Consider the following 25,645-nt stretch of genomic DNA (forward strand, 5'->3'; position numbering starts at 1 on the left):
ATTCCCTAATTGAAGAAAGAGGAAGTGGAGAACATTTATAGAGTAAAAACGAAGTGGAAAATAATGATGACAGTTTTTACTGCCCTGCTTATATTTGCTATCTTTATTTGGTTTTCGAAAACGACGGTTACCTACGAATATGCAACAATTGTTGAGAAAACACAAAACTCAATTTCCTTAGAAAATGAAAGTGGGCGGAAAGCGAGCGTATCAACATCTTTGAATATTAGTGATTTAATTGCGGTTGGAGAGAAGTATTGGGTTAAATATGAGAAAAAGAGATGGCAATTACCGAGCTTAATATCAATTGAGCATTGAACTAACGGGAGTGGAATGAAGCAGATTGCATCGGTAGTCTGCTTTTTTTTCATTGAACTAACTGGCAGGATAACGTGGCGGATGATGTATCGTATTTCGGCCTTTTTTCGGATGAAAAAAGCCCTTCCTTGTTAGGGAAGGGTAATCTAGAATGTACTTTTGCTATCATCAAGCGTCTGCCATTGGTTTATCGTCCGTTCCGGCGTTGCGTATGAATAGTCCCGCGCAGGCGCCTATGACCGCAACAACCAGGATGACGGTAAAAGCATCTCGAAATGCTTGCAGCCATGCATCCGGCAAAGAAGCGGATTTCGCATAAATATCCAGCCTGCTTGTCAGAACGGTCGTCATGCCTGACACCGCAAAGGAGACCATGACTTGCTGTATGGAGCCCGTTAGAGAAGTAACGCGGCCGACCAAAGACTTCGGAGCGGCCTTCATTAAATAAGTTTGAAGAGGCATCATGCAAAGCCCTGCGCTTGCACCAAGCAGCACAATCGCCAACAAGAGCATCCCGTTTCCTGTATCTGGTTCGATTCGGTATAATACGAACATTGCAAAGGCTAAACAGGATGTGCCGGCAACGGCCAGCCAACGCACGCCGAAATTATCGAACAACCTTCCGGAGAACTGCATTACGATCCCCAAAGCAACCGCGTAGGGAATCATAAAGGAGCCGGCTTCAAACGCTCCGAAGTCATTCACAACCTGAAGAAATTGCGGAATGAGATACAAGGTTCCAAAAAATGCGAACTGCGCGATTCCTAGCACTAGACTTCCTTGTGCGAAATGACCTGACCTGTAGACGCGCAGCTCTAGCAGAGGGTTAGACCGGCGCAGCTGGGTGACCACAAGCAAAAACAATGCCATTCCGCCTGTAGCCAATCCCCCAATGGCCCCCCAAGAACTCCCCTCACTCGCACTGATGCCGTATGACAAGCTGACGAAAGTAAGCGGGGCAAGAAGAAATCCCGCCAAATCCAGTTCCGCCGCGGCTTGGCTCTTAATCCTTGGAAGGTGGTGGATACCGGTGTACAAGCCGAAGATGCAAACCGGGATATTCATAAGAAATATCCACTGCCATCCAACAGAGTCCGCCAGATAACCTGAGAAAGCCGGACCAAGCGCAGGAGCGAGCAAGATAGGTATGCTTACCTTTGCCATCAATCTTCCGACTTGGCCTGGAGGACTCAATCGATAAATATAGGCGAATCCGATGGGGGCAATCATGCCCCCGCCCAGCCCCTGTACGATGCGGAATAGGATTAGCTGCTCGATTCCTGAGGCCACCGCGCATAATAAAGAACCCGCGGCAAACCATCCGATCGCCAAGAGAAAGATCCGCTTCGCGCCATACCGGTCGGACAGCCAACCGGCAAGCGGAATCACGGCAGCTTGTGCAAGCACATACCCTGTTACCGTCCAATGAACGGTATTATAAGTACTGTGGAATTCTTTGATTAGTCGGGGAAGCATCACATTCATGACCGTATGGTCCAGATAGACAATGAACATCGCGGTCATTATGGCGGATAGTGATCCGGTCATCCTCCTTGCCGCTGTGGCACTCCCCGGCATGTCTGCAGGTCTCCTCGGCTTAACCGACAATTTTAACGTTGAAATTCATATGGCCGCGTCCCTGATAAATTCTGGAGGATAGAGCCAATAGCATTTCGGTGCCGCGCGCGGAGCTGATGTCCCCGAGATCGATGACGCTTTCCCAGCCGAACGATTCCTTCAAGAGGGCAGTGACGATCCGCTTGGCGTCCGCATCATTGCCGCTGACAAATAGGTCATGTTGACCGTCGGCCACGCTTTGGGGATTGACCATTATCGCGGATGAAACGGTATTCAGCGTCTTCACCACTTTGGTATCCGGGAAAGCGCGCTGGATCTGCTCGCCAAGGGAATCCGTGTTGGCTACGGCCAAGGTAAGCTCGCCGTTCGAGAAATCCAGTGGAAGAGCTATGTCTACCAAAACTTTGCCTTGCAGCGCTCGGCTGCCGACTTCGGACAATGCTTCGAGAGAAGCAGTACCAGGGGTTGCATTAAAGACAATGTCGCCGTGAACGGCGGCTTCCTGTACGGTGCCGACGCTTACTTTCTCATCTTGTTGTTGTTGCTCCAGCCAAGCGTTCAGCTTATCTGGGTTTCTCGCACCTAATTTCACGTCGTGTCCCGCTTTGGCGAGTGAGCGGCCTAACATTTGCGCTGCATTGCCCGAGCCGATAAATCCAATTTTCATTTCCATCCCCTCCTAATATACATACAGGTTAGTATACTTACAATTGACAGTATACATACCGATCTGTATAATGTCAATCATAAGAGGTGAGCGTAAATATGAGTAGAACAGCCGGGAATAAATCAGCAGCCCGTGAGCAGCTGCTGCATACGGCAAGCAGGCTGTTTTTCGAAAGAGGCTTCCACGCTGTTGGAGTCGACACGATCGTTGCCGAATCAGGCATTACGAAGATGACGATGTATAAACATTTTCCGTCTAAAGATCATTTAATCGTTGAAATATTGGAGCGGTCGAGCGAGATCTATTGGGATTGGTTCGAGAGCGTGATTCAAGGCATCTCGGAACCACAGGGACAGCTTACCGCGATTTTCGATGCCGTTGCCAAAGGGCATTCGAACTCCCCGAGATCGACCTACTGTCTCTATCAGAATGTGGCCGTCGAGTTCCCGGATCCCGAACATATTGCGAACCAAGCGGCTGTCGTGCACAAACAATCCATCGTGAATCGTTTGCAAGCCATCTGCGAACGGGCAGGCTTGAAGTCCCCCGATACGCTGGCTAGACAGCTGTTTGTGCTGCTGGAAGGATTCTGCATATCTTCCCGGTTCTTCGGTGCGGACAGTCCTGCGGCGGACGTCGTTCTTGCGGCCAAGGCTTTGGTTGATATGCATCGCCAATGAAACAAGCGAACCGCAAGAGAGCCAGTATTGTAGACGACCATTACTGGATCTTCTTGTTAATACGCACTGGCGTATTAGCGGGGAGCACTTGGATAACCAAATCATCAACTTGAGAAGATGGGTTGAGTCGGAAATAATATGAAAAGCAGTGTCCCTAGAGAACAACGCAGTACATTGAAGTAACGGAGACGATAGTGGAATGAAGCAGATTGCATCGGCAGTCTGCTTTTTTTTCATTGAAGTAACGGGCAGCATAGTTTAACAATTTAATGAAAAGGATTTTCCCCATGACATGTGAAATCTAATAGTTACAAGTCATGATCGAGAAGTTATTGCTCGTCGAGCTGAAAAGGAGGAGACATGGGAGTAAAGTTTGCCAATATTCAAGTCAGGAACCTTGATCCTACCCACGTTCAAACACATATGCCAGATTGTATTGTTAGGGTAATGTCTGAAGGTTGGACGACAGTGTTGCGGGAAGATTTTCAGATTGGTGAAGTCGAACGAGAAGCTCATAGATTATCAAAACAAATAAATAACGTAGTGCTGTCTGTGGGTTACTACGACGACGATGTATTGGCTCTTCACTTGTTCCACAAAGGGAAGATGATCTCTTCGGATATTTCCAATGACGCGTGTGGATATCTTGCAAAACGCGGAAATCCAGCACGTTTTCAACAAAGCCTTGAGTTGGACCTCAAAGATGCTTCGCTTTTAAAGGAAGTTTTTCAATGCGAGCATTTGAAGGAGAAAGTTGCGCTATTGGAGCATCTACTGGGTGTTCCACTATGGATACACTATGATGACGTCGAACTATCGGAGAATAAATTAATAAAAAGACAGTTCGATAAGTCCGTAGTTCAAGATTACTGTGCTGAATCAAAGGCTAAACGCCAAATAATAAATAAAACCAAGGCATACCTTGTAACAGAATTTGAAGGAATGCCGATATGTAACACAGCTACTTCGTCAGTTGTAAAACTGCCCTATTCCGAGGGTCGCTATCTCGTTGATGATCCTGATAATTTTGAATTGCAGACCGATGGGACTCTGATTCGTACAATACAAGAGACTGTTGATGAGAATAGATACCTTCATCTTAAACTTCGTGATGGTGCTAGCCTTTATTCAACCTATGGTTCAAAGCAAGTCCTGTTTGAGTGTGATGTGGCAGGTGAAAAGAAGTGGGAGTTTGAGGTGGGGTACTTAAAAGTACCCCCTACATTCCACCTAAATGCGTTTTACATGCACATGCAAAAAGAGAATGAAATGCCCCTAGTTGTAAAAATAAATCGGCAGGGGAAGATTGAATCTAGTTTAAAGCTGGATACAAGAGGTGGCTGTCATTGGAGGAATTTCTTATTTGATAGTGATAATCGCATTTATTACTGCTGTACTCAAGAAGAAAATGGTCAGAACCGAACTCGTATTTACTGTCTGAGTCAACAACTTGAGATCCTGGATCAGCTCGAAATTGATGATACGAGTTTTGATTCAATAATGGATAAAAAATCCCATGTTATTTATTTATATATTTTTGATAAGAAATTAATTAAGATTGACCTTCGACCATTTCGGATAAGCACTAGTAGGAAGTGTACCGATTTCCTTAGTTTTTTGCATGTTGATCGTAGCAGAAATGTCTATATTCAAACAGGAGAAAGCACATTGGAAGTTAGGAATTCCGATCTAGAGATTCTCTCCCGTCACAAGTTGAAGGGACAAATATTTAATAGACTATTGAATGAACAAGACAGAGCCTTCTTTGCCACTTGGAATGGTCAACAATGGGATGCAGGCAAGGAACAAAGTAAGATTAGACTTTACGAAATATTTTAAGGGGAATTTTCTGAACTAACGGAAACGATAGCCCAACAATGGATTACACGCAATTGGTCTATCAGTTTTATAAAACCTCTTAACCGCACTGTTCCTGTTCAATGCGAATTATCCATAGATTGATCCTTCAACAAGTGTCATGTCGGTAATATTTCCCTTATCCGGTGCCGATATATTCTTTATAACCATCGGAGGGGCGAATTTCATGGCAAAGAGACGAAGACGTAAGAAAAAAGAGGATCCTGTTGCAGCACACTTGTCATGTTATTGATGTTAGGAGCATTTATTGCAACTTTTTCGGCTACGAAATCACTTGGGGTGGCCGGATTTGCCGCAGGAATGGTTTTCGCTGCTGGTCTTGGCATCGTGTTCTTCATCGGAATGCTTAAAGCTGAGCGACTAAGGCTATCGGGCATAGCTGAGGTCGACAAAATGGACGGTCATAAATTCGAGCATTATCTCGGTCACTTGTTCCGTTCCCAGGGTTACCATGCAGAAGTCACACAGGCTGCTGGTGATTTCGGAGTAGATCTTCTCCTTAAGAAACAAGGAAAGAAGATCGCCGTACAAGCCAAACGGTACAAGGGGAATGTCGGACTTGAGGCAGTTCAGCAGGTACAGGCTGGAAAGGCACATTATGGAGCATCAGAAGCGTGGGTAGTCACAAACAATGACTATACCGATCAAGCTTACACACTTGCTAAATCGAATGGCGTTCGATTAATCGCCAGAAACGAGCTAATTGAATTGATGCTTAAGATAAAAACGCCAAAGAAACCAGCGTCGTCATCAAAAGGGGCTACGGCCAAACAAACCGCAGCGCTTTCGTCAAAGCAAGATAGTATATGCGATGTTTGTGGCGGTACCATATGATTATAAGGAAGAGCACCAAGGGCGAGGTCTATGCGTGCTCGAACTTCCCTGGATGTAAGAATATCCAAGCAATTTGATATAACCCCGCAGGGATGCCATTTCCTGTGGGCATTTGTTTATCTTGAAGACGTGACTACGGGAGCTACCGGGGAACGACAGTGCAGCGATGGATCCGATCCATCGCCTTTAATGCGTTACTCTCTGACCATTGAACAAACGGATACTATAGCTCAACAATCACAAGAACGAGGCTGCCGGCATAGATCGGCAGCCTCTGTAATTGGAAAGGAGACTCCAAATGTCGAAGGAAAAGCAAGAGTTACTTTTCGAAAGTTTAAAGGGGATAAAGGATACTTGGGTAGATTTTTCAGTAAATAGTTTTAATCCTCAATCAAGAATAACGTGGGCTGACTCCAATGAAGCATATAAATTGCTACAAGAAAAGTTGAAATCAGAGGACGACCTTAATGCCATTTCTATAATACAAAACGAACTTGTAGAGGCTGTTATTTATAGGATTATGGAACTTATTGATGGGTATAGTGATTTGAAATATTCTGTGGATTTGATTGATAAGGATACTAAAAAATCTTTAAGGGAGGTTGGAGAATTGCATGATGGTTTTATGAACTATTTATATGAACATGAGGGGAAAAATACAAAGTGAACACTGAACTAACGGAGACGAGAGCATAATGACTTTCACAACAAAGCTACCTTAGAGATGGTCGACAGTTCTGTTTCTCTTGGGGCTCAATTTAAAGAATGGGGAAAATGTCCACATAGGAGGAAAGATGAAGTTCATACTTATATTCGGTCCTCAGGCTGTAGGGAAGATGACAGTGGGTCACGAACTTGAGAAAATCACGTCTTTGAAGTTGTTTCACAACCATCAGACAATTGAGCTACTTCATCCTTATTTTGGCTTCGGACCTGAAATGTGGCGGTTGTCCGATCTATTTCGCAAGGAAATCTTTGAGCAGATGTCTCAAAGTAATAGCGTGGGATTCATGTTCACATACGTTTGGGGGTTTGATTTACCAGGCGACTGGGAATTTGTCGAACAAATTTGTGGCATCTTTGAATCCAAGGGGCATGAGGTATGCTTTGTGGAGCTCGAGGCTGATTTAGAGGAAAGACTTGCGCGCAACAAGTCCCCGCATCGCTTGCACCATAAGCCGACTAAGCGTAACGTCGAACGATCAGAAAAGGATTTAATTCAAACTATGGAGAATCATCGGTTGAACTCGTTACCCGGTGAGATCACGAGGAAAAACTACATTCGAATTAAAACTACAAAACGAACACCAGCAGAAACGGCACAATTGATTAAAGAGCGATTCCAGATCTAGATCATTAAGCTAAAGGGTACAATAGAGGAATAATTATGACTGGTACAGGCGCCGCGGAGACTTGCTCCTGATCGTTGAAGTAACTGGCAGTAAAATGGATAAAGAAAGAGTTTACATGCGAAAAAATCTACTGTATGTTAGGGGGGTAAATATGGAATATGGGGAGGATAATTCTAATGGGTATTAAAACTGTTATTCATCATCAAGTACCTGTTTCTCATTTAGAAAATGCTGCACAATGGTATGTGAATATTCTTGGATTTGAACTTGAAAGACCGATAAATTCTGAATCAAAAATGGCTTTTTTACATCTCCCTGATAGAGGAGCAGCCGTCCATCTAATTCAAACAGATGATAAAACCCGTCTACGCATTTCCACTGAAGATAAAGACAATTATATCATTGGATTCTATTGTGAGAATATTAGCGAGCTGCAACAAAAACTAACCGATAGTGGTTCCCCAGCGACACTTGAAGATGCTGGTGGGTGTGGCTGGTGGCTCTATTTTTGCGACATTGACGGAAATCGGTATTTCGCCGCTGAGGATAAATAAATCTACATATTATCCTTGTTCAATTAACGGATAACGATAGCTCCATGACGAAGGCTGCTGGATGATCGGCAGCCTGCTCAACTGACTGGCAAAAATGATTTCAGTTACTATTCGGGGGTGTACTATGGAATTAATTGAGTCGATGCGTGATTCTTTTTGTGTCGATGACCGTTATGACCATTTTAAATACGTTTTACAACAGGTAAAGATCGGTGGACTATTTTTAGAATTTGGCGTGAGAGACGGGGATTCAATTAATTATATCGCTAATATTATATCTCCACATATCATATATGGTTTTGATTCGTTTGAGGGATTGCCTGAAACTTGGGAAAGGAAAAGGGATGGTTCACTAAATTATGAAGCAGGAACTTTCTCCGTGGAGAAAATACCCGAGGTACGAGCTAATGTGGTTTTAATAAAGGGGTGGTTTAGCGACACGTTACCAATATTTAATGAAATCGAAAAGATTGCTTTCATCAATATAGATTCTGACTTATATAGTTCTGCTAGGACGATTCTAACTGTTCTAAATGAACAGATTGTAAATGGATCAATTCTGTACTTTGATGAAATTACGGGATGGGGGAATTTACATGAACAATACGACAATTGGCAAAATGGAGAATATAAAGCCTTAAAAGAATGGCTTAAGGATTACGGAAGGGAAGTGGAACCTGTATCGCGAAATAATCGATATGGTGCCGCTGTAAGGGTGATACGATAATTACGCTAACGGATACCGATAGCTCCATAGGACAGGCTGCCGTCATGATTGATCGGCAGCCTGCTTAACTATCGGGCAAGATTGCGTAATATTAGGAAATTTCATAAGTGCGAAGCAGCTGGTAAATAAACGGGGAGTGTTCCATTGATGGCTACGATTCTAAGCTACAGCAACTCTTTCATGAACCGATCAAACGGGTCACCTATCTCGATCCGAGTCTGTAAAATAGATTGTGTAAACTCCTAAACCTATTACAATGGAAGTAGAAGAAAGGTTGGGGAGAACACATGGGATTATGGACGAAACAGCAACTCCGGCAGTTCATCAAGGAGAATAAATTGGTCTCGGCGCAGGATGCACAGAATGCGTTGAAAGAGCTGTTTGCCGAAACGCTGCAGGAGATGCTGGAAGCCGAGATGGATGAACATCTGGGCTATGAGAAGCACGTTAGCTCAGTGGCGCCTGCCACCAGTCAGTCGTCTAAGACCTTTGAATTTGGATCCCCCAGCTCGTTCAGTCGGGCTGACCAAGCGAACGACCGGTTCTAAGTCGGGCAGTAGCGGCCCGGCCAAGATCCCTTAGGTTCCATTGGTCAGCGCTTCCTCCTTTGCGTTCCGTAGCCTTTTTGAAAGCAGGAACTGGAAGAAGGTACGTTTGGTTCTGTTGGTTTCAAAACTAGAGTTGTCTACCAGATTTAAGGCGCTCAGCACGATGCATCTTGTAAATTGCTCAATTGTAAGAAGCAGTGAATTAACAACAGAAGTACTCAAGAAATTTTATCTGAGCTGCAAAAAATATGTCTGACCTTTTCACATAATAGTGCATTTGGATAAATGTGTAATCACGTGATTACAGACTTTCTCTGGAATACAGCCTTGATATCGGGAAAAGGGTGCATGTATAACCAAAAATGATCGAAAATAGTCCGCAGGGGCTTCAGTACCTGAAATAACGTACAATACAATTGTAATAAATAGTAAATTATGGAAGTATTGTGGGAGAAATATACAACGGTTACAAGTAACAATGAAACTACATCGATGATATTGCTTCTGTCAATAGAAAAGCAACAGGAACTGTATCGGTAGATTATATGGGGGTGAAAGCTTGACTTAATAAATCAATAACTTTATGTATCTGACTATAGAAAAGCAGTTAACCTGAAATAAGGGATTCAAACCAGCCAGTTTGCAATAGAAAAAAGTGGAGTTAATTAATTACACAAAGATTAATGGCAAACTGTCTAGCTTTTATAATAAAATATAAGGTGGGGGACAATGAAAAAAATCTTTTGTTTCTTTTTGATTATTTCACTGTGCGTATTCGTACAGCCAATCTCGCTGGTCAGTGCATTGAAAGAAAATATTAGCGCGAATGAAGCAGAGGAAGTTGTGTCTAAATTTATTAGAGAAGTGGACCTGTTGGGGTGGGATAATGCTGCAGTGCAATTCAAAGCAGATTTGTACGATTCCGAAGATGTTCATCTTGGATTCTTGTTTTATTTGTTATCTGGTTCAAACGTCATTGGATACGTAATTACCTCATCTTCAACTGATAGGGAGCCGGTGTTAGAATTCGGCGAAACAATGAATCAGGTGGTTGATGAACATATAAAAGGTTCTAAGAAATTGCATTATCTTGGAGCTTCACAATACGTTTTTGCTAGCAACAAAAGTGAATTATACGAAATAATAGCTAAAAGGCACGGAAATAATAAACAAATCAAGCCAATTGAACGTGATGCATCAAACAAAGAAAAATGGAACAGATATTTAGAATCAAGTAATCAAATTGCTTCAGCCGCAACAACATTGGCCACCAATTTAGAATTAGCAGTACCAAGGATTTGGCAAAGGACAAGTGGCGTTGATTACCCTGGATCTGCCTGTGGGCCAACCACAGCGGCAATGATATCAAATTTCTTAAAAGGTATTGAAGGACACCCGATTAGAGGAACTGCTGAATATGGAACAGTGGATAAATTTATTGATCATCTTTATTATGAACTTAATGCAACTCAGTTTGGTACCTCTATGCCAGATTGGCGTCAAGGTTTCTATTTTCATCTGAACCATAATTATACTCCAACTGGTTGGGGAGTTGGCTCTATGAGAGCCACGGACCCACTAGGAGGCTGGGAAAAATACCGTGAAAGAATTAGTGCGCATAGACCGGTTGCTTTGAGATTTGATTTTTGGACCTCTGAAGGCGTTGAGGCAAGTTACCATTTTGTCGCGGGAAATGGGATTAAAAATGTCTCTGGAGTAAACTATTTTGGTTATAAAGACCCAGATGGTGGACAGTATAATACTGGAACTCACTGGGCAAGTTGGACGGTTAACGATCAGGATATGGATATGGGCTATCCCGTTTGGAATTGGGACTAAAATTCACTAACTGCTGAAACGTATTTTATGTTTCGGCAGTTTAAATATATTGGGAGGGTTATATGAACAGAAGAACCGTAGTGTTACTATTCACCCTTTCCTCAATCCTTTCAATTGCTTCTATATTCTTAATATCAGCTTTCACGGTGTCCCCAGATAAGATTTCAGGCAATGGAAATTTGGGGCTCATTTTTCTACCTGTATATTGTATCTTTTTAATCGCGTCGATGACATTTGGGTTTTTATTATTAAGACGAATTAAGATACATGCAATTTTGCCTATAATAGCTTTATTTATGCTGGTTTTCAGTACGATACAAGAATTTCGTCTTATTAAGCACCGCATTCAGGCGGTTGGTGGTGGGATTGATGAGCCTAACTCTAAGATATATCGGTTGAATTGGATTAATCAGTATACAAATGATATTTGGGCAAATGGTTACATTTGGTTAATTGCCATTTCACTCATAGTTTTAATTGCTTACTTATTTAAACGACAAAAGAACGAATTCTCCATATAATCCACTTCTTAATCATGCGAAAATGTAGGATATTATTGGTGCTTAACATTGACGAGTACGTTAATGTTAAGCATTTTTTTATTTTCTGCCCCCACCTTTATAACTTCAACTCAGCGCATAAAGAGTAGATATGTATAACGTGTATAATTATTCATTTTGTGCTTTTCGGTATTCTCATTAATTGTGAAAATCGGTAGGGTTTAATCTCTTTTTATCAGTAAGCCTTTCTCATTAATTCTGAAAATGCCCTTTGATAAATCAATGGTTATTGCTGTATTTTTCTCATCAATTATGACCTTTTTCAAAGTTAATGTCTTAAAATTACTATTTTACGCGCCCCAGCTCTTACCATCCAAATAAAAATAAGGAAATGGCCAGCTGAAGCTTCAGGCGATCACGAAAGCGGGATGGTGCGGCCTCGTTATTGGGTTTTTGTTTTTGATACTAGCGGATCCTAAACTCACACGGCCGTACCGTGAGCTCACCGTCACTGATATAAAAAGGATGCCAATTACCATTAATTTTGACTGATCCGTTCTTGATCTCTTCGATGACTCCACCATAATCGACGATTTTACCTTCCATCCAGACGGAAACTGATGTGCAGTTATGCATAGCTGCTTCGATATGGGCCTGCGTTGAAAGAATAAAGCCTGTTTAAACATAATCATCCTCCTTCAGATCAATTTCGACATTTAGGAAGGGTAATCCTTCCTGTTTGTGGTCACACCCAACACCGACTATTGCTCATGGCTGCTATGCTGTATTATTCCAATAAACGGCTGCGTCAGAGTACGGGGATCATACGTCTGTAAAGGGGAAGCAGCATCTTCCCCGGGAAGGTTGACCGATGAGGATAGCGAAGGCAAAACCGCTATCAGGATTTCATTTCATGAGTTGCTACATGAACTTATTGCATTGCCATGACACCATGGTTTATGTTAACTTAGAAATACTAATGTGAAGGAGGTGAGGTAGGTGAATCTCGAAATGGTCAACAACCGTATTAGCCAGCTACCGATTGCTACGGCTGGCATTGTTCATGTATTTTTCGCGAACGGGATCAGTCTGTCCAATTACGATAATATGTTTGAACCATTCGCGAGAAGACGCCTACCTTAACCACAACGGATAGCATTATCATCCTGAGGGTCGCGGGCTTGTTGCTGCGGCTCTTTTTTGTGCATTCAAGTTAGGGTCTTCATCTAACAGGAGGCTCTTAAAATGATAATAGTTAACGCTCAACAGATAAAAAAATACCATGCAGCAAACCTTGTTTTGGACGGGGTAACGCTTCAACTCCAAGACAGTGAGAAGGTCGGCCTGATCGGCCGCAACGGCAGCGGAAAATCGACTCTGCTCCGGTTAATTTCGGGCCATGAGCCGGTAGATGAAGGTATGCTGACCATCAAGAAGGATTTGACAATCGGCTATTTGCCTCAAATTCCTGCCGAGTTCGAGGAACTACCCGTATACGAGGTGCTCGCCTATGGTTATCGGGAACTGATGGTCACCAAGCAGGAAATGTCGGTCCTCGAGCAGCAGATGTGCAGTTCTGAGGCCGCGGCCAATCCCGAAATGATGGAGCGGCTGCTAAAGACGTATGCGTTGGTTCAAGAGCGGTTTGAATTAGGCGGCGGCTATGAGATGGATACGGTGATTGATCAAGTAGCGAGCGGCTTGCAAATTAATCGAAACAACGATCAGAGGATTTTTGGCAGCTTGTCCGGAGGAGAGAAGACACGTATTGTTCTGGCATCCCAATTGGTTATCCGTCCCGACTTGCTGCTGTTAGATGAGCCGACGAATCACCTTGATCTAAAGGGTATAGAGTGGCTGGAGCAGTTTCTCCAGCATTATCACGGTGCATGTGTCATAGTATCGCATGATCGTTATTTTCTCGATGCCGTCGGCACGAAAATGATCGAACTGGAGGACGGGGAGGCTTATACGTATCTCACCAACTACACCGGTTATATGAAGGAGAAGGAAGAGCGTCTTTTACAACAGTTCGCTCAGTTCCAAGAGCAGCAGAAAGTGATGAAAAAAATGAAAGAAACGATCCGTCAGCTGGAGGAATGGGGGCGCATTGGAGGTAATGAGAAATTTTTCAAACGGGCAGCCTCGATTCGAAAAGCATTGGAGAGGATGGAGGCGGTAAAGCGTCCTGTCCTGGAGCGGAAAACGGCAGATTTCGAGTTGTCCCCCCTTGATCGTTCTTGTCGTAAGGTGATCGCATTCGAAGGCGTGACGAAGCAAATCGGGGAATCTGTGATTTTGAATGGAGCGGAAGGAAGCCTGCTATATGGCGAGAAGGTCATGCTGCTCGGGGATAACGGATCGGGGAAAACGACGCTTTTCAAGTTGCTTCTTGGCGTGATTGAACCGGATACAGGTAAGGTGGAGCAAGGGGCGCGTGTGGAAATCGGTTATTTGGCTCAGCAGGAGCCGGTGAGGGATAATAAGCTCACGGTACTGGAATATTTCCGCACCGAGGGAGGATTGGAGGAAGGCGAAGCGCGAAGCGTGCTTGCAAAATATTTGTTCTATGGCGCTGACGTATTTAAGCCGCTGCAAATGCTCTCCGGCGGTGAATGGTCACGTCTACGGCTAGCGTTGCTTGTGAGGCGCAAGCCGAATTTGCTTCTGCTGGATGAGCCGACGAATCATCTCGACATGGCTTCACGCGAAGCATTGGAAGAGGCGCTGGAGGATTTTCCCGGAACAGTACTGGCGATTTCCCATGACCGATATTTTATTAATCGTCTGGCGGAGCGCGTTTGGGAGCTAAAGGAAGGTAGGATTACCACGTATCTCGGTAATTACGATGATTTTAAGGAGAAGCGTGGAGAAAGGTCGTCGCAAGAGAGTATATCGGTAAGTGGTACAGGTGATACAATTTCGGCAACTCATATGAGTACGCTGCAGCAGACAGAAAAGAAGAAAGCCAAGAAGGCATCTGATCGGCATCAACCAGAAGCAAAAGCGGCTCAAAGCAGTGACTTGGCAAGCCAAAACGAGCGGAGACGTGAGCAGTTGGAACTTGAGATTGCTGTACTGGAAGCGGAGCTGGCTCGTGCCGATGAAGAACTGTGCCGTCTAGATAGTATTGGCGACACTGTCCAGCTTGAAGCAATGTGGCGTAAGCGGGAAGAGGAGCAATCACAGCTTGATGCGCTTCTGGAATTGTGGATGGAGCTGCCGAGCTGATGATGTGAACTAAGTGGCTTTAATATATCAATTCTCACAGATTGATTGGGCAGTATAACTAAGAGTTAGTCTCTGATGGCGAGACCAACTCTACAAACAACCTATATGCTACCTGTTTCTAACTGCAAAATTCGGATCACCTCACGAATTGGAAAAAATCGTACGTTAACAGTGATCCTGTTAGATTGAAACCCAGGTGTCAGAGAAATCATGGATTGATCCTAGTCTGACGCGCTGAGTGATCCCGGTAGACGGCCGATATTGTATATCGCGGAAGGAGCCACTTGACGCCGCAATATGTAATTCCGAATAGTCTCTCGGCGTGGGATGGGTTTGGGGATTCTCTCACACTTGAACGCTTCCTATTCATGACGGTTAAACACTAAAAAAATGCTATATCCGTATAAGATAGCACCAGAAAGTATAAAAAAGACAACTATTATAGATAGATTCTCATAGTACCGTAAATTCATCGACTCTATAATCGAAAGTAGAAGACAACAAATACGGTGATGGGTTGCTTTGGGAACGAATGGTGAAAGGGCAGACAACCCGCTATTATTGGGATGGAGATCAAATTATTGCGGAAGGAAAAGTGAATGCACAGCTCGTGGACAATACTTCGGCTTCCGTCCAATATACCGGTACATGGTTTGATACGAACATGGCAGGAGACTACAACGGAACTACTAAGGCCAGCGTTAAGGCAAACGACAGCGTTCAATTCAGCTTTGCGGGAAGTTCAATTTCAGTCGCCATGCGTAAAGGCCCAGGTGGAGGCATGTATGATATTGTCCTGGACGGTGTAACAGTAGTTTCAAACGGAGATACGTACAGTGCCAATCGATATTTTCAGTCTGCTGTTTATTCAAACAGCAACTTAACAAATGGGTCTCATAATTGTGAAAGGTACGAAACATCCATCAGCAACCGATTATGGAGTAAATCTTGATTATTTTGCCTACGGTGGTGGTTCGGCATCCTTTAAAGCCCGATATATCCGCGGCCAAGGGCTTGTCGCTCGGGAAGATAGCCTAGGCAAAGCATACTATGTCAAAAACGGTCACGGTGACGTAGTTAACCTCATGGATCGTACTGGAATGACTAAATTGAACCAGTACAACTATGATATCTTTGGGAATATCACTTCGCAAACAGAGAACATCCCGCAGCCCTTTAAATACTCGGGTGAAATGCAGGATGACACAACAGATCTGCAGTATTTACGTGCAATTCTGCAAATGACTTGACTAAGAATCTTGAGGATGCAGGGTGGACGAAAACAGTTGAGCCAGGCGGCAAAAAGAGTGGGGACGCAACCATATTTGTTGACCCAGCAACTGGTACAAAGGTTCGGATACATGCAACTCCAGGAGAAGGTACACCATACTTTAGGGTTCAAAACAAAAGTGGGGGCTACCTAAATGACAATGGAGTGTTTCCAAGTAATGCAACAAAACAAGAACTTAGAGACCAAACTCATTTCTACTTCGGGAAGTAGGTGGAACAATGCAACTGGCTTCAAATATTCATGAAGTGCTAGATAACTTTGATTTTACAGATAGTATCGTTACCGATATTAGATGGGAAAACAGTTTGCTTGATTTAACATTAGTTGTTGATTACTATTGGGACCTTCAGGAAGGTCGTTCTGAGACTAGACAGCTAAAGTTGAAATTTGCACATTGCGTAAAAGCTGATTTTCAGATAAAAAAGGATATATTGCCTTTATCAGAAGAAATGATGATGAATACTGATAGTTGCTATACCATCGTGCTTTTCAAGGTAAATGATGAAAGTGAACTACTGAGACAATACAGGCTTAAGGGATTAAAGCATATTGAATTATTTACTCTTGATTACTCCAAACCGTGGTTGTCTATCCTATGTAACGACGTGTCCATTGAAGAAGTTAAATAATGTTTCAGAGACCTTGAGGGACTTATCCTTCAAGGTCTTTTGTTTTCAGTGATGATTCAAAGGGATACCGACCCCTCCTGTCGGGTGACAAGAACTTCGTCCCAATGAAGGCCGCGTAAATCGCGGGCTTTTTTATTTATGGGATCAAGTTCTTGTCATTTTGCGTTGACAAGAACTTGATCCCATTCCCGACGCTACGTAGTTTCGTCGTATGTCATTCATGAGCTGGTTCCATTGACCTGAAAGCGAAATTTCCATGAACATCAAAGGTTTTCCAGATTTGCAGCATATATCGCCATAGTTAGAACAGGAGGGGGGGCAGGGATATGAAGTTGTACATTTTTAAGATTGGGTCGAGGGGTCGATCTCATAAGCAAAACGGCATTGCGACCAGATCAAATAAAAAACTGATCACATTAATTTGGAACATGTTTAACGAGAAAGTGAGCATTCTTGAGTAGATAAGTCAATGTTTTCTCATTCACCTTTCCTTTGTATGTGAATTGATCGGCACACCTTCCCTGCTTCTCAGGAAGACTCTCAAGACAATCAATAACGTAACAATCAGACAAGTGGTCACATACCATCCGAAGATCCAGACATTTCTACTATCCGTTCCCGAGCCAAGGCCATGTACCATGGCCAGTAGAAAAACAGGGTAAGCCAGCATATGAATAGACCGCCATAGCCCATTGCTCATGAACGCCTTGAAATCGGTTGTTACGATCACTAATACCACGCCATAGAACGCGATTGTGCCGAGCCCGTTCCAAATGGGATCTTTGCCTGCGCTGAATGGAATGGCGATCCCCTTCCACGTGAAAGGCACATACGTGTCAATTAGAAGAAAAATGATATGTCCGAGAATTAGAATCAATCCCGCATTGGTTGCAGTGGAGTGCCATTTGTAAACCAGCGCTTTGCGTTTTCCTTTCAAGAAAGGCATCGAGTAAATCAAACCGAGGGAGACTCCCATAAACAGTAATGAATACGATGCAAGTCCGAGTACACGGATAATTTGCCATGTCGGCATATCAAGCAATAGAGCTTGTATCATGGATAATCACTCCTGACACGCCACTCCAGCGGCGTTCCCACATGTTTATTGTTCCTACATAATGAACCTCTTTGTTCTCAGTGACCATCAATGCTTGATTGCAGCGATCGGCACAGCTAATGAGCCACTCGATTCCCTTCTCAAGGCCTAACATACATAATACTTTGGCGAAAATATCGCATTCGACGGCTGTTCCGCCTACTACCGTACACTGAACGATATCGGATACGGCGGGCGCCATTGAACGCGGATCTATGAGATGATGTGCGGTACCTTGTTCGGTCATCCACCTTCTTCCGAGCATGCTGGATGTGGCCGCAGCGCAATTGTGAAGCTTTACAGACGCAATGGTACTGTGAGTATCTCGCGGATCGGCGATTTCAATTTCCCAAGGATTCAGTGGGCTGCCACCCCATACACGCAGATCGCCTCCAGCGTTCAACATCCCGCTCTTAATTTTTTGACTCACTAAATGTCCTGTAAGCCTGTCGACCGACCAGCCCTTCACAATGCCGCCCAAATCGATTCTTGCACCATTCGCCAATCTGGCCGCTCTCATTCCGGTATTGAGCTCAAGCGCCTCGTTCTTTTTTTGCAATGCGGTCGTCAGTCGCGACGGTGTTATACATTCCTTATTCATTTGGTCATAACTGGTATTGTATCCCCAATCCTCCAAGGCTCGTAAAATGAAAGGTTCAAACATCCCTTCAGTTAACCTTCTATACTCCGAAACCATCAGCAGCACTTCCTGCATCGTATAGCTGATAAACATAGGTTTTCCTGCCGAACGATTAAGCCGGCAAAGCTCGCTTTCCGGACGAAAACGACTGAAAGTATCCTCTACAAATCCGAACCATTTCCGGACGTCGTTGACCCAGGCGTATGGTTCGCCTGCTTCCATGGCTTCAGTTTGAAAGCCGAGCGCCGTCTCAATTTGTGTATTCATCCCGTAAAAACGGTCATAGACCCATTTTCCGTCCTTATCGTCGGTCTTCATCATGAGTGCCTTGTCCTGACCCGGGTTCTATGCGCAGAGATATGCCCTTGCTGAGGAGTCTTTTGCTTTGCTGCTTGTTGTTTTGCAGGAGGTTTGACTGGTATCGGATTTGAGTCCTTGTTCTCCGCTCTATGCGCCTGTTGGGTCTCTTTTTGCGGAGCTGCAGCAGAAGGAACATATTGCTTGAATTCACTTATAACGGGATCCCGGTTGGACACGACCGGAGAGGGTGAAACCGATGAAGCTTCATTGTCCGTATTGAGAGTTGCCAAGGCCTGGGCCTGTGCGTTCTGTATTTGACTGAAAAGCATGACGGCAGACAGCGTACATCCTGCCCCGATGCCCCACTTCTTCACTTTTTTCTTGGTTAATTGTCGCATGGTCGGTGTCCTCCTTCGTCTCTCAATCATCATACCGATTATTTATTTGAATATCATTGGAAGGCGCGTATCACTTATGCGGCTCTGAAGCGTAACTCAATAGTCGTTCCGCTCCCCAATGTGCTCGAGGCTTCAATTATGCCTTCATGAGCTTCCACAATCCATTTTGCAATGGAAAGTCCCAAACCCGTCCCCGCGGCCATGCGGTTGCGAATTTTGTCCACGGTAAAAAAACGGTCGAAAATTCGCGGCAGATCCGTAATCCCTATGCCGATTCCGGAATCCTCGATAACAAGCCGCCACTCATTGCCTTTGCGATAACTTCGTACCGTAACGCCGCCTTCCTTAGTAAATTTCACTGCATTATCCAGCAGAATGACAAAGAGCTGATGCAGGCGCTCAAGGTCACCCATCATTTCCATATCAGAATCAATTGTCGTTCGAAGAAATATCCCCTTCATCTCAGCTACAATCTGAAACTGCTGCACAACATGATTTATGATCGTATTCAACCGTAATGGTTGTTTCATCAGCTGCAGTTCATTTGAATCCGATCGTGCCAGCAGGAGCAGCTCGGAAACGAGTTTATTTATTCGTTTGGTTTCATCAATCATAACGGAGATGTTCACGCTTTCTTGTTCGATTGTATTCCCGGGATGCCTGAACAAACGTTCCAGATGGATTTGCAGTACGCTTAGCGGCGTGCGAAGCTCGTGTGATGCATCCGCAATAAATTGCTGCTGTCTGTCCCATGATTTCTGAATAGGGACCAATGATTTTTTGGCCAGAAAAAAACCGGCAATGAGGGATAGTCCGATGCTTCCCGCAACCAGGAGCCAAATGATAATCAGCATTTCGGAAAGTACTTTTGTCTCCGTTCTTAAATCATAAACGACCTGAAGACGCGTCCCGGTATCACCAATGGCAGATAAAGTACGAAAAGTGTCTCCGTTTGCATGTACAGTTTCCAATGAATGATGGCCGTTATAGTTACGAAGCACCCGCAATTGTTCACTTGAGAGGGAAGCAGCCGGTATTTGCTTGATAAACCGGCCATTTGATCCCCAGTAGATATAAGTTGACGGCGAAGGAGGCTGGTCATCGTTTGGGTCGCTATCGTCCTTCGATTTCATATGAGCTTCGAGATTCGTCAGCTCGCTCATAAGGGTATTATCTGCCGAGCGATATAAACGGTAATGCATGTATGCATACAAGGTTGCACCAAAACAATTAAGCAGTAGGAAGAATACGAAGGCATTGAGTAAAACCAGACGTAGGCGTGTCTTCTTAAGCATGACGGTCCACCGCTTTGAGCATGTAGCCGACACTGCGTATCGTTCGGATATATTCTTCGCAGCCAAAGGCGGCCAGCTTTTTTCGGATGTAATGGACGTAAAGATCCACCGCCGTTTCATTCGCTTCCGAGTAATATCCCCACACCCTGTTGAAAATTTGATCTCTCCTCAGGATTTGTTCTTTATTTTGAAGAAAATAGGCCAGCAGCTCATATTCTTTTGGAGTAAGCTTTAAAGCTTTGCCGGAACAGAAGCCATCATAACTGTGATGAGATAGTAAGAGGTCACCGTAGATAATCTCGGACACACCGAGGCCTTTGCTCCTTCTTAGCAATGCTCGAATTCGGGCCAATAATTCATCGATCGCAAAAGGCTTTACGAGGTAATCGTCGGCACCTGCATCCAGGCCCGCCACCCTCGATTCCACCGAATCCTTGGCGGTTAAGATCAACACTGGTGTTGCATCAGAATTGGCACGGAGTTTACGTAAGATAGAAATACCGTCAATTTCCGGCAGCATGATATCTAAAATGATCGCGTCGTATTCGTTATGCTCGGCCATTAACTTGGCATCGATACCGTTTTCAGCTTGATCCAAGTCGAACTCCTCATCAAAGAGAACAGTGCTCAGTACACTCAATAAATGTTTGTCGTCTTCTGCAACAAGCAGTCGCATGGGTTTCCTCCTATATAATAGATGGATGGGATTATCTATATTGTAATTGATAATTATTAAAACAAAATTTGTGCGCCACGATACGTCAGGAATGTATTTCGAAAATACAGAAACCGCTTGTACGATGTACTGTTTTGTGGTTGAACATAGGAGTTAAAACATTTCATTCCCTGGGTAGAGTAAAATTTCTAGTGGTCGTGTCATTAGGAATATTTCTTGCGCTTTTTATTTTGATAAACATTTATGCGTTTTCATCTTGGTTAACACGAATCGTCTCCAATTTATGCTACGACCGAATACAAAAGCCAAAAAAGAAACCGCCAATTTTTGTCACATGTTCCAGGTATTCGTATCAATGACATTGAAGTTTGCAAGAAAAATCTTCAGAAGCTGCGCCGAAAGGTCGGATTCATTTTCCAAAATTTCAATGTCATCGGTAATTTGACGGTTAAGCAAAATGTTCTCATTGGCTTGCTTGGAACGAAGTCGTTTTGGTACATTTTTTTTACGAAAGAAGAGAAAAAGAAGGCTGAGGAAGCCATTGAAATTGTTGGATTGAGGGAGAAAATGAACACTCGTGTGGACCAATTGAGTGGAGGACAAAAACAGCGAGAGGGCATTGCCAGGGTGTTAGTACAGAATCCCGATGTTATTCTGGCAGACGAGCCGGTATCGAATCTGGACCCGGTGATGAGCCGAGAAATATTGGACATTCTTCAGCAGATCAATGAGACCAGGGGTACGGTGATCATTTGCAATCTGCATCAACTGGAATATGCAAACGCCTATGGCCACAGAATTATCGGAATTCATGGCGGAAAGGTACAGTATGACGGGAAGCCTCGAACATGAGGCATAGGTCGATTTTTGAACATGTGGAATGGGCTGAATACAGGGCTGGCGAAACTATTGCTATACGGCATGCACATGAATGACGAACATCGGAAAGCTGCACGTAGCGGCGGATTGAGAGGGGTGGGCATAACTCGTCAGTCGATCGCTAAAAAAATTATCATCTTCCTCCTCTTTAGAAGTAAGATTGAAAGGGAACTTCGGTTCGAAGACCTTCCTCTAAAAAGACTCTATAAAGTGCCTATCCCAATGCTTATCTTGAAAAACTGCGGTAATAAAAAATAGCTCAAACAGGTTATTCCTACAGGTGAGGTGCTGCAAATGCTCTTTTCTCTTCGCAATCAGATTGTCATCCTATTTACGGTGTTGCTGTTGATCCCGGTAAGCATATTGACTTTTGTGTTGACTGATAAAACCGAAGGGCTGGTTCGACACTCGATCGAAACCTCTACGGATCAAACGATCACACAATATGCAACTTATGTGAACAATCTCGCCATTCAGTTCAAGGACATGAGCAACCAGGTACTAAGCAGCTCCATCACACAGGATTATGTGATGACCAAAGATAATCCAATGTTGAGGGCCAAATTCAGGGAGTTCTTATCCTCCGTTTACTCGAACAACAGAAACAGCCTTTCAATTTCAGTGTTCGATGATAGCGGAGGCATATGGAGACTGGATCAGTCTTTCCGCAAAAGCTCCTGGTACAATGATTTCGTAAAAGGGAGAAACAATAGCTGGGTACAAGCGCATATAGAACCTGACCAACCTGAATCGTCAATGAGGCAAACTATGGTCAACAGCTATGTTTCACCCCTGATAAACCTCAATTTATTAAAAGCGGCGGGTATAATCAAAATCAATTTTTCTACCGACCTGCTGCAAAAGCCGTTGGAACGAATTCGTTTGGGACGGACGGGACAAGCCTATCTGTTATCTGATGATGGAAGGACCGTACTGAACCAGGATATCGGAAGCAACCCGGTTATTTCGAAACACTTGGATCTCGCTCAGAAGGCTCGTCGTACCGGTTATTTGACCATTCACGACGGCGATAAATCATTCCTGTTATTTGCCCGGGACATCGAGGAAATTCCCGGCTGGTTTGTTGTCGGCGTCGTATCGGAGCAAGAATTATTCCAGCCCATTTCGGCGATTCGATTGATGATGATCATTCTGAGCGCCGTTTTGCTGGCATGTAGTGTTATTGCAGCGATCGCGATCTCCACAGGGGTCACCCGGCCTTTGTCCCAATTGACAAAAGCGATGAAGCTGGCCGAACAGGGGGATTTTAAAGGAGCGAATGCGCTGATTCCACGCATGGAAAGAAGAAATGAAGCAGGCTATGTCGTGTTGGTATTCAGAAAAATGATCGACCGGTTGAACCATTTTATAGACACGGAATACAAAACGAATATAAGAAGGCAAAATGCGGAATACAAAGCTTTGCTGCTGCAAATCAACCCTCATTTTTTAAATAACACGCTGGAAATTATAGGGGGCCTGGCCGCTCAGGGAAAATCGGAGGAAGTCATGGACATTACGGAGCAGTTCGGCGAGATGATGTCGTATTCATTGAAATTAAGCGAAGACACCGTTTATTTGTTCGAAGAGCTGAAATATATTGAAAATTATACCTCGATCCTCAAATCGAGATTTGGCGACAGACTGGTACTGGATATTAGAGTCGATAAGGAAGCTTTGCACTGCAAACTAATCAAGTTTATTCTTCAGCCGATTGTAGAGAATGCCATCAAATACAGCATTGATTACAGGGAAACCGCCAAAGTGGACTTGGAAATCCGGAGGAAGGATAAGACTCTCTACATCAGCGTAAAGGATAACGGCGTAGGAATGAGCAAGGACCAGATTGAAGATCTTTACTCGTCCGTTGACCCGGCCGCGGCGCCGGAAGTGCTCAGCAGCGAAGGAAACCGGATCGGCCTGAGCAATGTCTTGGCCAGATGCCGATTATATTACGGGGATGCTTGCGAAATAAAACTGAATTCCGTATTGGGAGAAGGAACAACGATTTCGTTCAAGCTGCCGATGCTTTAGTTTATGCTTCCGCATGCGAGTTTTGGCTTCACCAGGCGTCCATTTCTGACGGGGCAGAGTCCCGCAAAAACTTTGGGGGGTTGATCTTGTGTACCGTGCGATGATTATTGATGATGAGATAGGCGTAAGAGAAAGTCTCAAGGCGAAAATAAATTGGAACAGTCTGGGATTTCAAATTGCTGCCGAAGCGGCAAATGGACAGGAAGCGCTGTCTTACATGCAGGAGCATAAATTTGACGTCGTCATTACGGATATTCAAATGCCGGTCATGAATGGTGTGCAATTTTTTAATGAGTGCTCCTCAAGATATTTAAACACCAAAATAATCGTGCTCTCCGGTTACTCGGATTTTGAATATACGAAGGCCGCCATTAAGGCGGGTATTGTCGATTATTTGATTAAACCGGTTGCGCGCAAGGAATTGCTTGAACTGCTATTGCGCATCAAGGATGAGCTCGATCGGGAGAAACAGGAAGAGATCCAAAGAAGCAAGGAAGATTGGCAGCTGAAACAGCTGTTATCGGAACAACGAGAGCAATTTTTGTACCAGATGGTCAAAAACGAATGGACAAGCGGTCAATTCGTGCAGGATCGGTTAGTCCAATTAAAACTGCAAAACATCAATGATTACAATTGTTTTCAATTCGTCGCGGCTGAAATGAAAATACCGGAAAAACGCATCGAACAGAACAGCAGCAGACTGGATTTACTTTATTTATCATTCCGGCTTCTATGTAAGGAGCTTGCGAATTTGGCGAGCCGGGTTTTATGCTTTCAGGATTTAACGTTTTCGAATATGATGCATTTTATTCTGATGTCCGATTCGATGCCGTTACTGGACGCTCAATCTAAAGCTTTTGTCCTGGGCCTTGAAGATAAAATGACGAGTATTCTTAAGCTTGACATGAAAGTCGGAATTGGCAAGGCCGTCCATTCGCTGGAGGATTTCAAAAACGGTTACGCCTCTTGCCTGCTGGATTGGAGCTTGAAAGTTCAAGGGAATGCAGGGTCGGTCCATATCACCGACGTCACGCAAGATTTCTCCACTGAAACCGAGAGGCGCTTGGTTGTTGAAATGGAAAGGGGAAACAAGCAAGCATTTCAAACCCTGCTCACGCAATTGCTGTTTCCGGATAAGCCGTTATCGGCTATTAATTTCTCTTTCCTTGCTGTTCGAATCGTGATCATGATCAGATCGCTCGCAGCCAGGTACAGCAGCGATCAGGAGAAGCTGCAGGAGCTGTCTTTGGCCTGCCAATTCGCGATATGGCAATTTTCTTCGCAGGACATCGTATTCAGAAAAATAATGGAATTTACCGATTACGCCATGCAGTTGATTCAATCACAGAAAAACACCTCCGGTGAAGGTATGATCGGGCTGATAAGCAAATATATCCGGGAAAACTATTCATATGAGCTTACACTCACCACGCTCTCCGAACAATTTCATTTCAATGAAGCTTATTTGTCTTCCTTGTTTAAAACGCACACACAGATGAATTTCAGCGATTACCTGGTGATGGTTAGAATGAAAAAAGCAGAGGAGCTCATGAAAGATACGGATCTGAAGCTAACCGACATTGCCCAGCTTGTTGGTTATGCCAATTCAAGCTACTTCAGCACGGCATTCAAGAAGTTTTATCATGCGTCGCCAAGCGTGTACAGGGAGCAGCTCAGAAGAGGGGATCATTAAGACTAAAG

26 protein-coding genes are annotated in these 25,645 nt (G+C 44.1%); 19 read left to right on the forward strand and 7 right to left on the reverse strand.

The window, feature by feature from the left end:
* The first annotated feature begins 63 nt into the window (after nucleotides 1-63).
* Nucleotides 64-318 (forward strand): hypothetical protein, encoded by a 255-nt coding sequence (locus KZ483_RS07120; protein WP_220351981.1) that lies wholly within the window; start codon nucleotides 64-66, stop codon nucleotides 316-318.
* Nucleotides 319-486: 168 nt separating this feature from the next.
* Here the strand turns inward: KZ483_RS07120 and KZ483_RS07125 are convergent, their stop codons facing one another.
* Entirely contained in the window at nucleotides 487-1,896 is a 1,410-nt protein-coding gene (locus KZ483_RS07125) for an MDR family MFS transporter (protein WP_220351982.1), read from the reverse strand.
* 19 nt (nucleotides 1,897-1,915) lie between these two features.
* Entirely contained in the window at nucleotides 1,916-2,563 is a 648-nt protein-coding gene (locus KZ483_RS07130; protein ID WP_220351983.1) for an NADPH-dependent F420 reductase, read from the reverse strand.
* Nucleotides 2,564-2,661: 98 nt separating this feature from the next.
* Here KZ483_RS07130 and KZ483_RS07135 point away from each other — a divergent pair, with 98 nt between their 5' ends.
* The 14 genes from KZ483_RS07135 to KZ483_RS07200 all read left to right on the forward strand — a co-directional run bounded on the left by KZ483_RS07135 (nucleotide 2,662) and on the right by KZ483_RS07200 (nucleotide 16,626).
* Nucleotides 2,662-3,243, forward strand: a complete 582-nt coding sequence (locus tag KZ483_RS07135; protein WP_220351984.1) for a TetR/AcrR family transcriptional regulator — start codon at nucleotides 2,662-2,664, stop codon at nucleotides 3,241-3,243.
* 360 nt (nucleotides 3,244-3,603) lie between these two features.
* A complete protein-coding gene (locus tag KZ483_RS07140; RefSeq protein ID WP_220351985.1) occupies nucleotides 3,604-5,082 on the forward strand; it encodes a hypothetical protein in 1,479 nt (492 codons plus the stop codon).
* Between the two features lie 261 nt (nucleotides 5,083-5,343).
* Entirely contained in the window at nucleotides 5,344-5,955 is a 612-nt protein-coding gene (locus KZ483_RS07145; RefSeq protein WP_258881572.1) for a restriction endonuclease, read from the forward strand.
* A gap of 298 nt (nucleotides 5,956-6,253) precedes the next feature.
* Nucleotides 6,254-6,622, forward strand: a complete 369-nt coding sequence (locus KZ483_RS07150) for a histidine kinase (RefSeq protein ID WP_220351986.1) — start codon at nucleotides 6,254-6,256, stop codon at nucleotides 6,620-6,622.
* Between the two features lie 127 nt (nucleotides 6,623-6,749).
* Complete coding sequence (locus KZ483_RS07155; RefSeq protein WP_220351987.1) at nucleotides 6,750-7,307, forward strand: DEAD/DEAH box helicase family protein; 558 nt, start codon at nucleotides 6,750-6,752, stop codon at nucleotides 7,305-7,307.
* Between the two features lie 176 nt (nucleotides 7,308-7,483).
* Complete coding sequence (locus tag KZ483_RS07160) at nucleotides 7,484-7,861, forward strand: VOC family protein (RefSeq protein ID WP_220351988.1); 378 nt, start codon at nucleotides 7,484-7,486, stop codon at nucleotides 7,859-7,861.
* A 124-nt stretch (nucleotides 7,862-7,985) separates the two neighbouring features.
* Complete coding sequence (locus KZ483_RS07165; RefSeq protein WP_220351989.1) at nucleotides 7,986-8,588, forward strand: TylF/MycF/NovP-related O-methyltransferase; 603 nt, start codon at nucleotides 7,986-7,988, stop codon at nucleotides 8,586-8,588.
* A gap of 287 nt (nucleotides 8,589-8,875) precedes the next feature.
* Entirely contained in the window at nucleotides 8,876-9,136 is a 261-nt protein-coding gene (locus KZ483_RS29090) for a hypothetical protein (RefSeq protein ID WP_397376161.1), read from the forward strand.
* 729 nt (nucleotides 9,137-9,865) lie between these two features.
* The gene (locus KZ483_RS07175) at nucleotides 9,866-10,975 is read left to right on the forward strand and encodes a hypothetical protein (protein WP_220351990.1); all 1,110 of its coding nucleotides are present in this window, start codon (nucleotides 9,866-9,868) and stop codon (nucleotides 10,973-10,975) included.
* Between the two features lie 62 nt (nucleotides 10,976-11,037).
* Nucleotides 11,038-11,496, forward strand: coding sequence for a hypothetical protein (locus KZ483_RS07180; RefSeq protein WP_220351991.1), 459 nt, complete (start codon nucleotides 11,038-11,040; stop codon nucleotides 11,494-11,496).
* 978 nt (nucleotides 11,497-12,474) lie between these two features.
* On the forward strand, nucleotides 12,475-12,618 hold the full coding sequence (locus KZ483_RS07185; RefSeq protein WP_220351992.1) for a hypothetical protein: 144 nt from the start codon (nucleotides 12,475-12,477) through the stop codon (nucleotides 12,616-12,618).
* Between the two features lie 102 nt (nucleotides 12,619-12,720).
* Entirely contained in the window at nucleotides 12,721-14,706 is a 1,986-nt protein-coding gene (abc-f, locus tag KZ483_RS07190; RefSeq protein ID WP_220351993.1) for a ribosomal protection-like ABC-F family protein, read from the forward strand.
* Nucleotides 14,707-15,608: 902 nt separating this feature from the next.
* On the forward strand, nucleotides 15,609-15,956 hold the full coding sequence (locus KZ483_RS07195) for an RHS repeat-associated core domain-containing protein (RefSeq protein ID WP_220351994.1): 348 nt from the start codon (nucleotides 15,609-15,611) through the stop codon (nucleotides 15,954-15,956).
* Between the two features lie 259 nt (nucleotides 15,957-16,215).
* Nucleotides 16,216-16,626 carry a hypothetical protein gene (locus KZ483_RS07200; RefSeq protein ID WP_220351995.1) on the forward strand — a complete coding sequence of 137 codons (411 nt, stop codon included), beginning with the start codon at nucleotides 16,216-16,218 and terminating at the stop codon, nucleotides 16,624-16,626.
* Between the two features lie 481 nt (nucleotides 16,627-17,107).
* On the opposite strand, the gene KZ483_RS07205 is transcribed toward KZ483_RS07200, so the two are convergent.
* The 5 genes from KZ483_RS07205 to KZ483_RS07225 all read right to left on the reverse strand — a co-directional run bounded on the left by KZ483_RS07205 (nucleotide 17,108) and on the right by KZ483_RS07225 (nucleotide 21,031).
* Nucleotides 17,108-17,683, reverse strand: coding sequence for a ferric reductase-like transmembrane domain-containing protein (locus KZ483_RS07205; RefSeq protein WP_220351996.1), 576 nt, complete (start codon nucleotides 17,681-17,683; stop codon nucleotides 17,108-17,110).
* The gene (locus tag KZ483_RS07210) at nucleotides 17,661-18,683 is read right to left on the reverse strand and encodes an FAD:protein FMN transferase (protein WP_220351997.1); all 1,023 of its coding nucleotides are present in this window, start codon (nucleotides 18,681-18,683) and stop codon (nucleotides 17,661-17,663) included. Before KZ483_RS07210 ends, KZ483_RS07205 begins: the two co-directional genes overlap by 23 nt.
* Nucleotides 18,680-19,060, reverse strand: coding sequence for a hypothetical protein (locus KZ483_RS07215; protein WP_220351998.1), 381 nt, complete (start codon nucleotides 19,058-19,060; stop codon nucleotides 18,680-18,682). Before KZ483_RS07215 ends, KZ483_RS07210 begins: the two co-directional genes overlap by 4 nt.
* 74 nt (nucleotides 19,061-19,134) lie before the next feature.
* Nucleotides 19,135-20,223: a sensor histidine kinase gene (locus tag KZ483_RS07220; protein WP_220351999.1), complete on the reverse strand. Its 1,089-nt coding sequence runs from the start codon at nucleotides 20,221-20,223 to the stop codon at nucleotides 19,135-19,137.
* Between the two features lie 124 nt (nucleotides 20,224-20,347).
* On the reverse strand, nucleotides 20,348-21,031 hold the full coding sequence (locus tag KZ483_RS07225) for a response regulator transcription factor (RefSeq protein ID WP_220352000.1): 684 nt from the start codon (nucleotides 21,029-21,031) through the stop codon (nucleotides 20,348-20,350).
* Between the two features lie 327 nt (nucleotides 21,032-21,358).
* On the opposite strand from KZ483_RS07225, the gene KZ483_RS07230 reads away from it, so the two are divergent.
* From KZ483_RS07230 to KZ483_RS07245, 4 genes are all read left to right on the forward strand, one after another.
* Nucleotides 21,359-21,883 carry a phosphonate ABC transporter ATP-binding protein gene (locus tag KZ483_RS07230; RefSeq protein WP_220352001.1) on the forward strand — a complete coding sequence of 175 codons (525 nt, stop codon included), beginning with the start codon at nucleotides 21,359-21,361 and terminating at the stop codon, nucleotides 21,881-21,883.
* A 21-nt stretch (nucleotides 21,884-21,904) separates the two neighbouring features.
* A complete protein-coding gene (locus tag KZ483_RS07235) occupies nucleotides 21,905-22,168 on the forward strand; it encodes a hypothetical protein (RefSeq protein WP_220352002.1) in 264 nt (87 codons plus the stop codon).
* 36 nt (nucleotides 22,169-22,204) lie between these two features.
* Complete coding sequence (locus KZ483_RS07240; protein ID WP_258881712.1) at nucleotides 22,205-23,944, forward strand: sensor histidine kinase; 1,740 nt, start codon at nucleotides 22,205-22,207, stop codon at nucleotides 23,942-23,944.
* Nucleotides 23,945-24,032: 88 nt separating this feature from the next.
* Nucleotides 24,033-25,637: a response regulator transcription factor gene (locus KZ483_RS07245; RefSeq protein WP_220352004.1), complete on the forward strand. Its 1,605-nt coding sequence runs from the start codon at nucleotides 24,033-24,035 to the stop codon at nucleotides 25,635-25,637.
* The last annotated feature ends 8 nt before the right edge of the window (nucleotides 25,638-25,645 follow it).

This window comes from Paenibacillus sp. sptzw28, from assembly GCF_019550795.1.
Classification (GTDB): domain Bacteria; phylum Bacillota; class Bacilli; order Paenibacillales; family Paenibacillaceae; genus Paenibacillus_Z.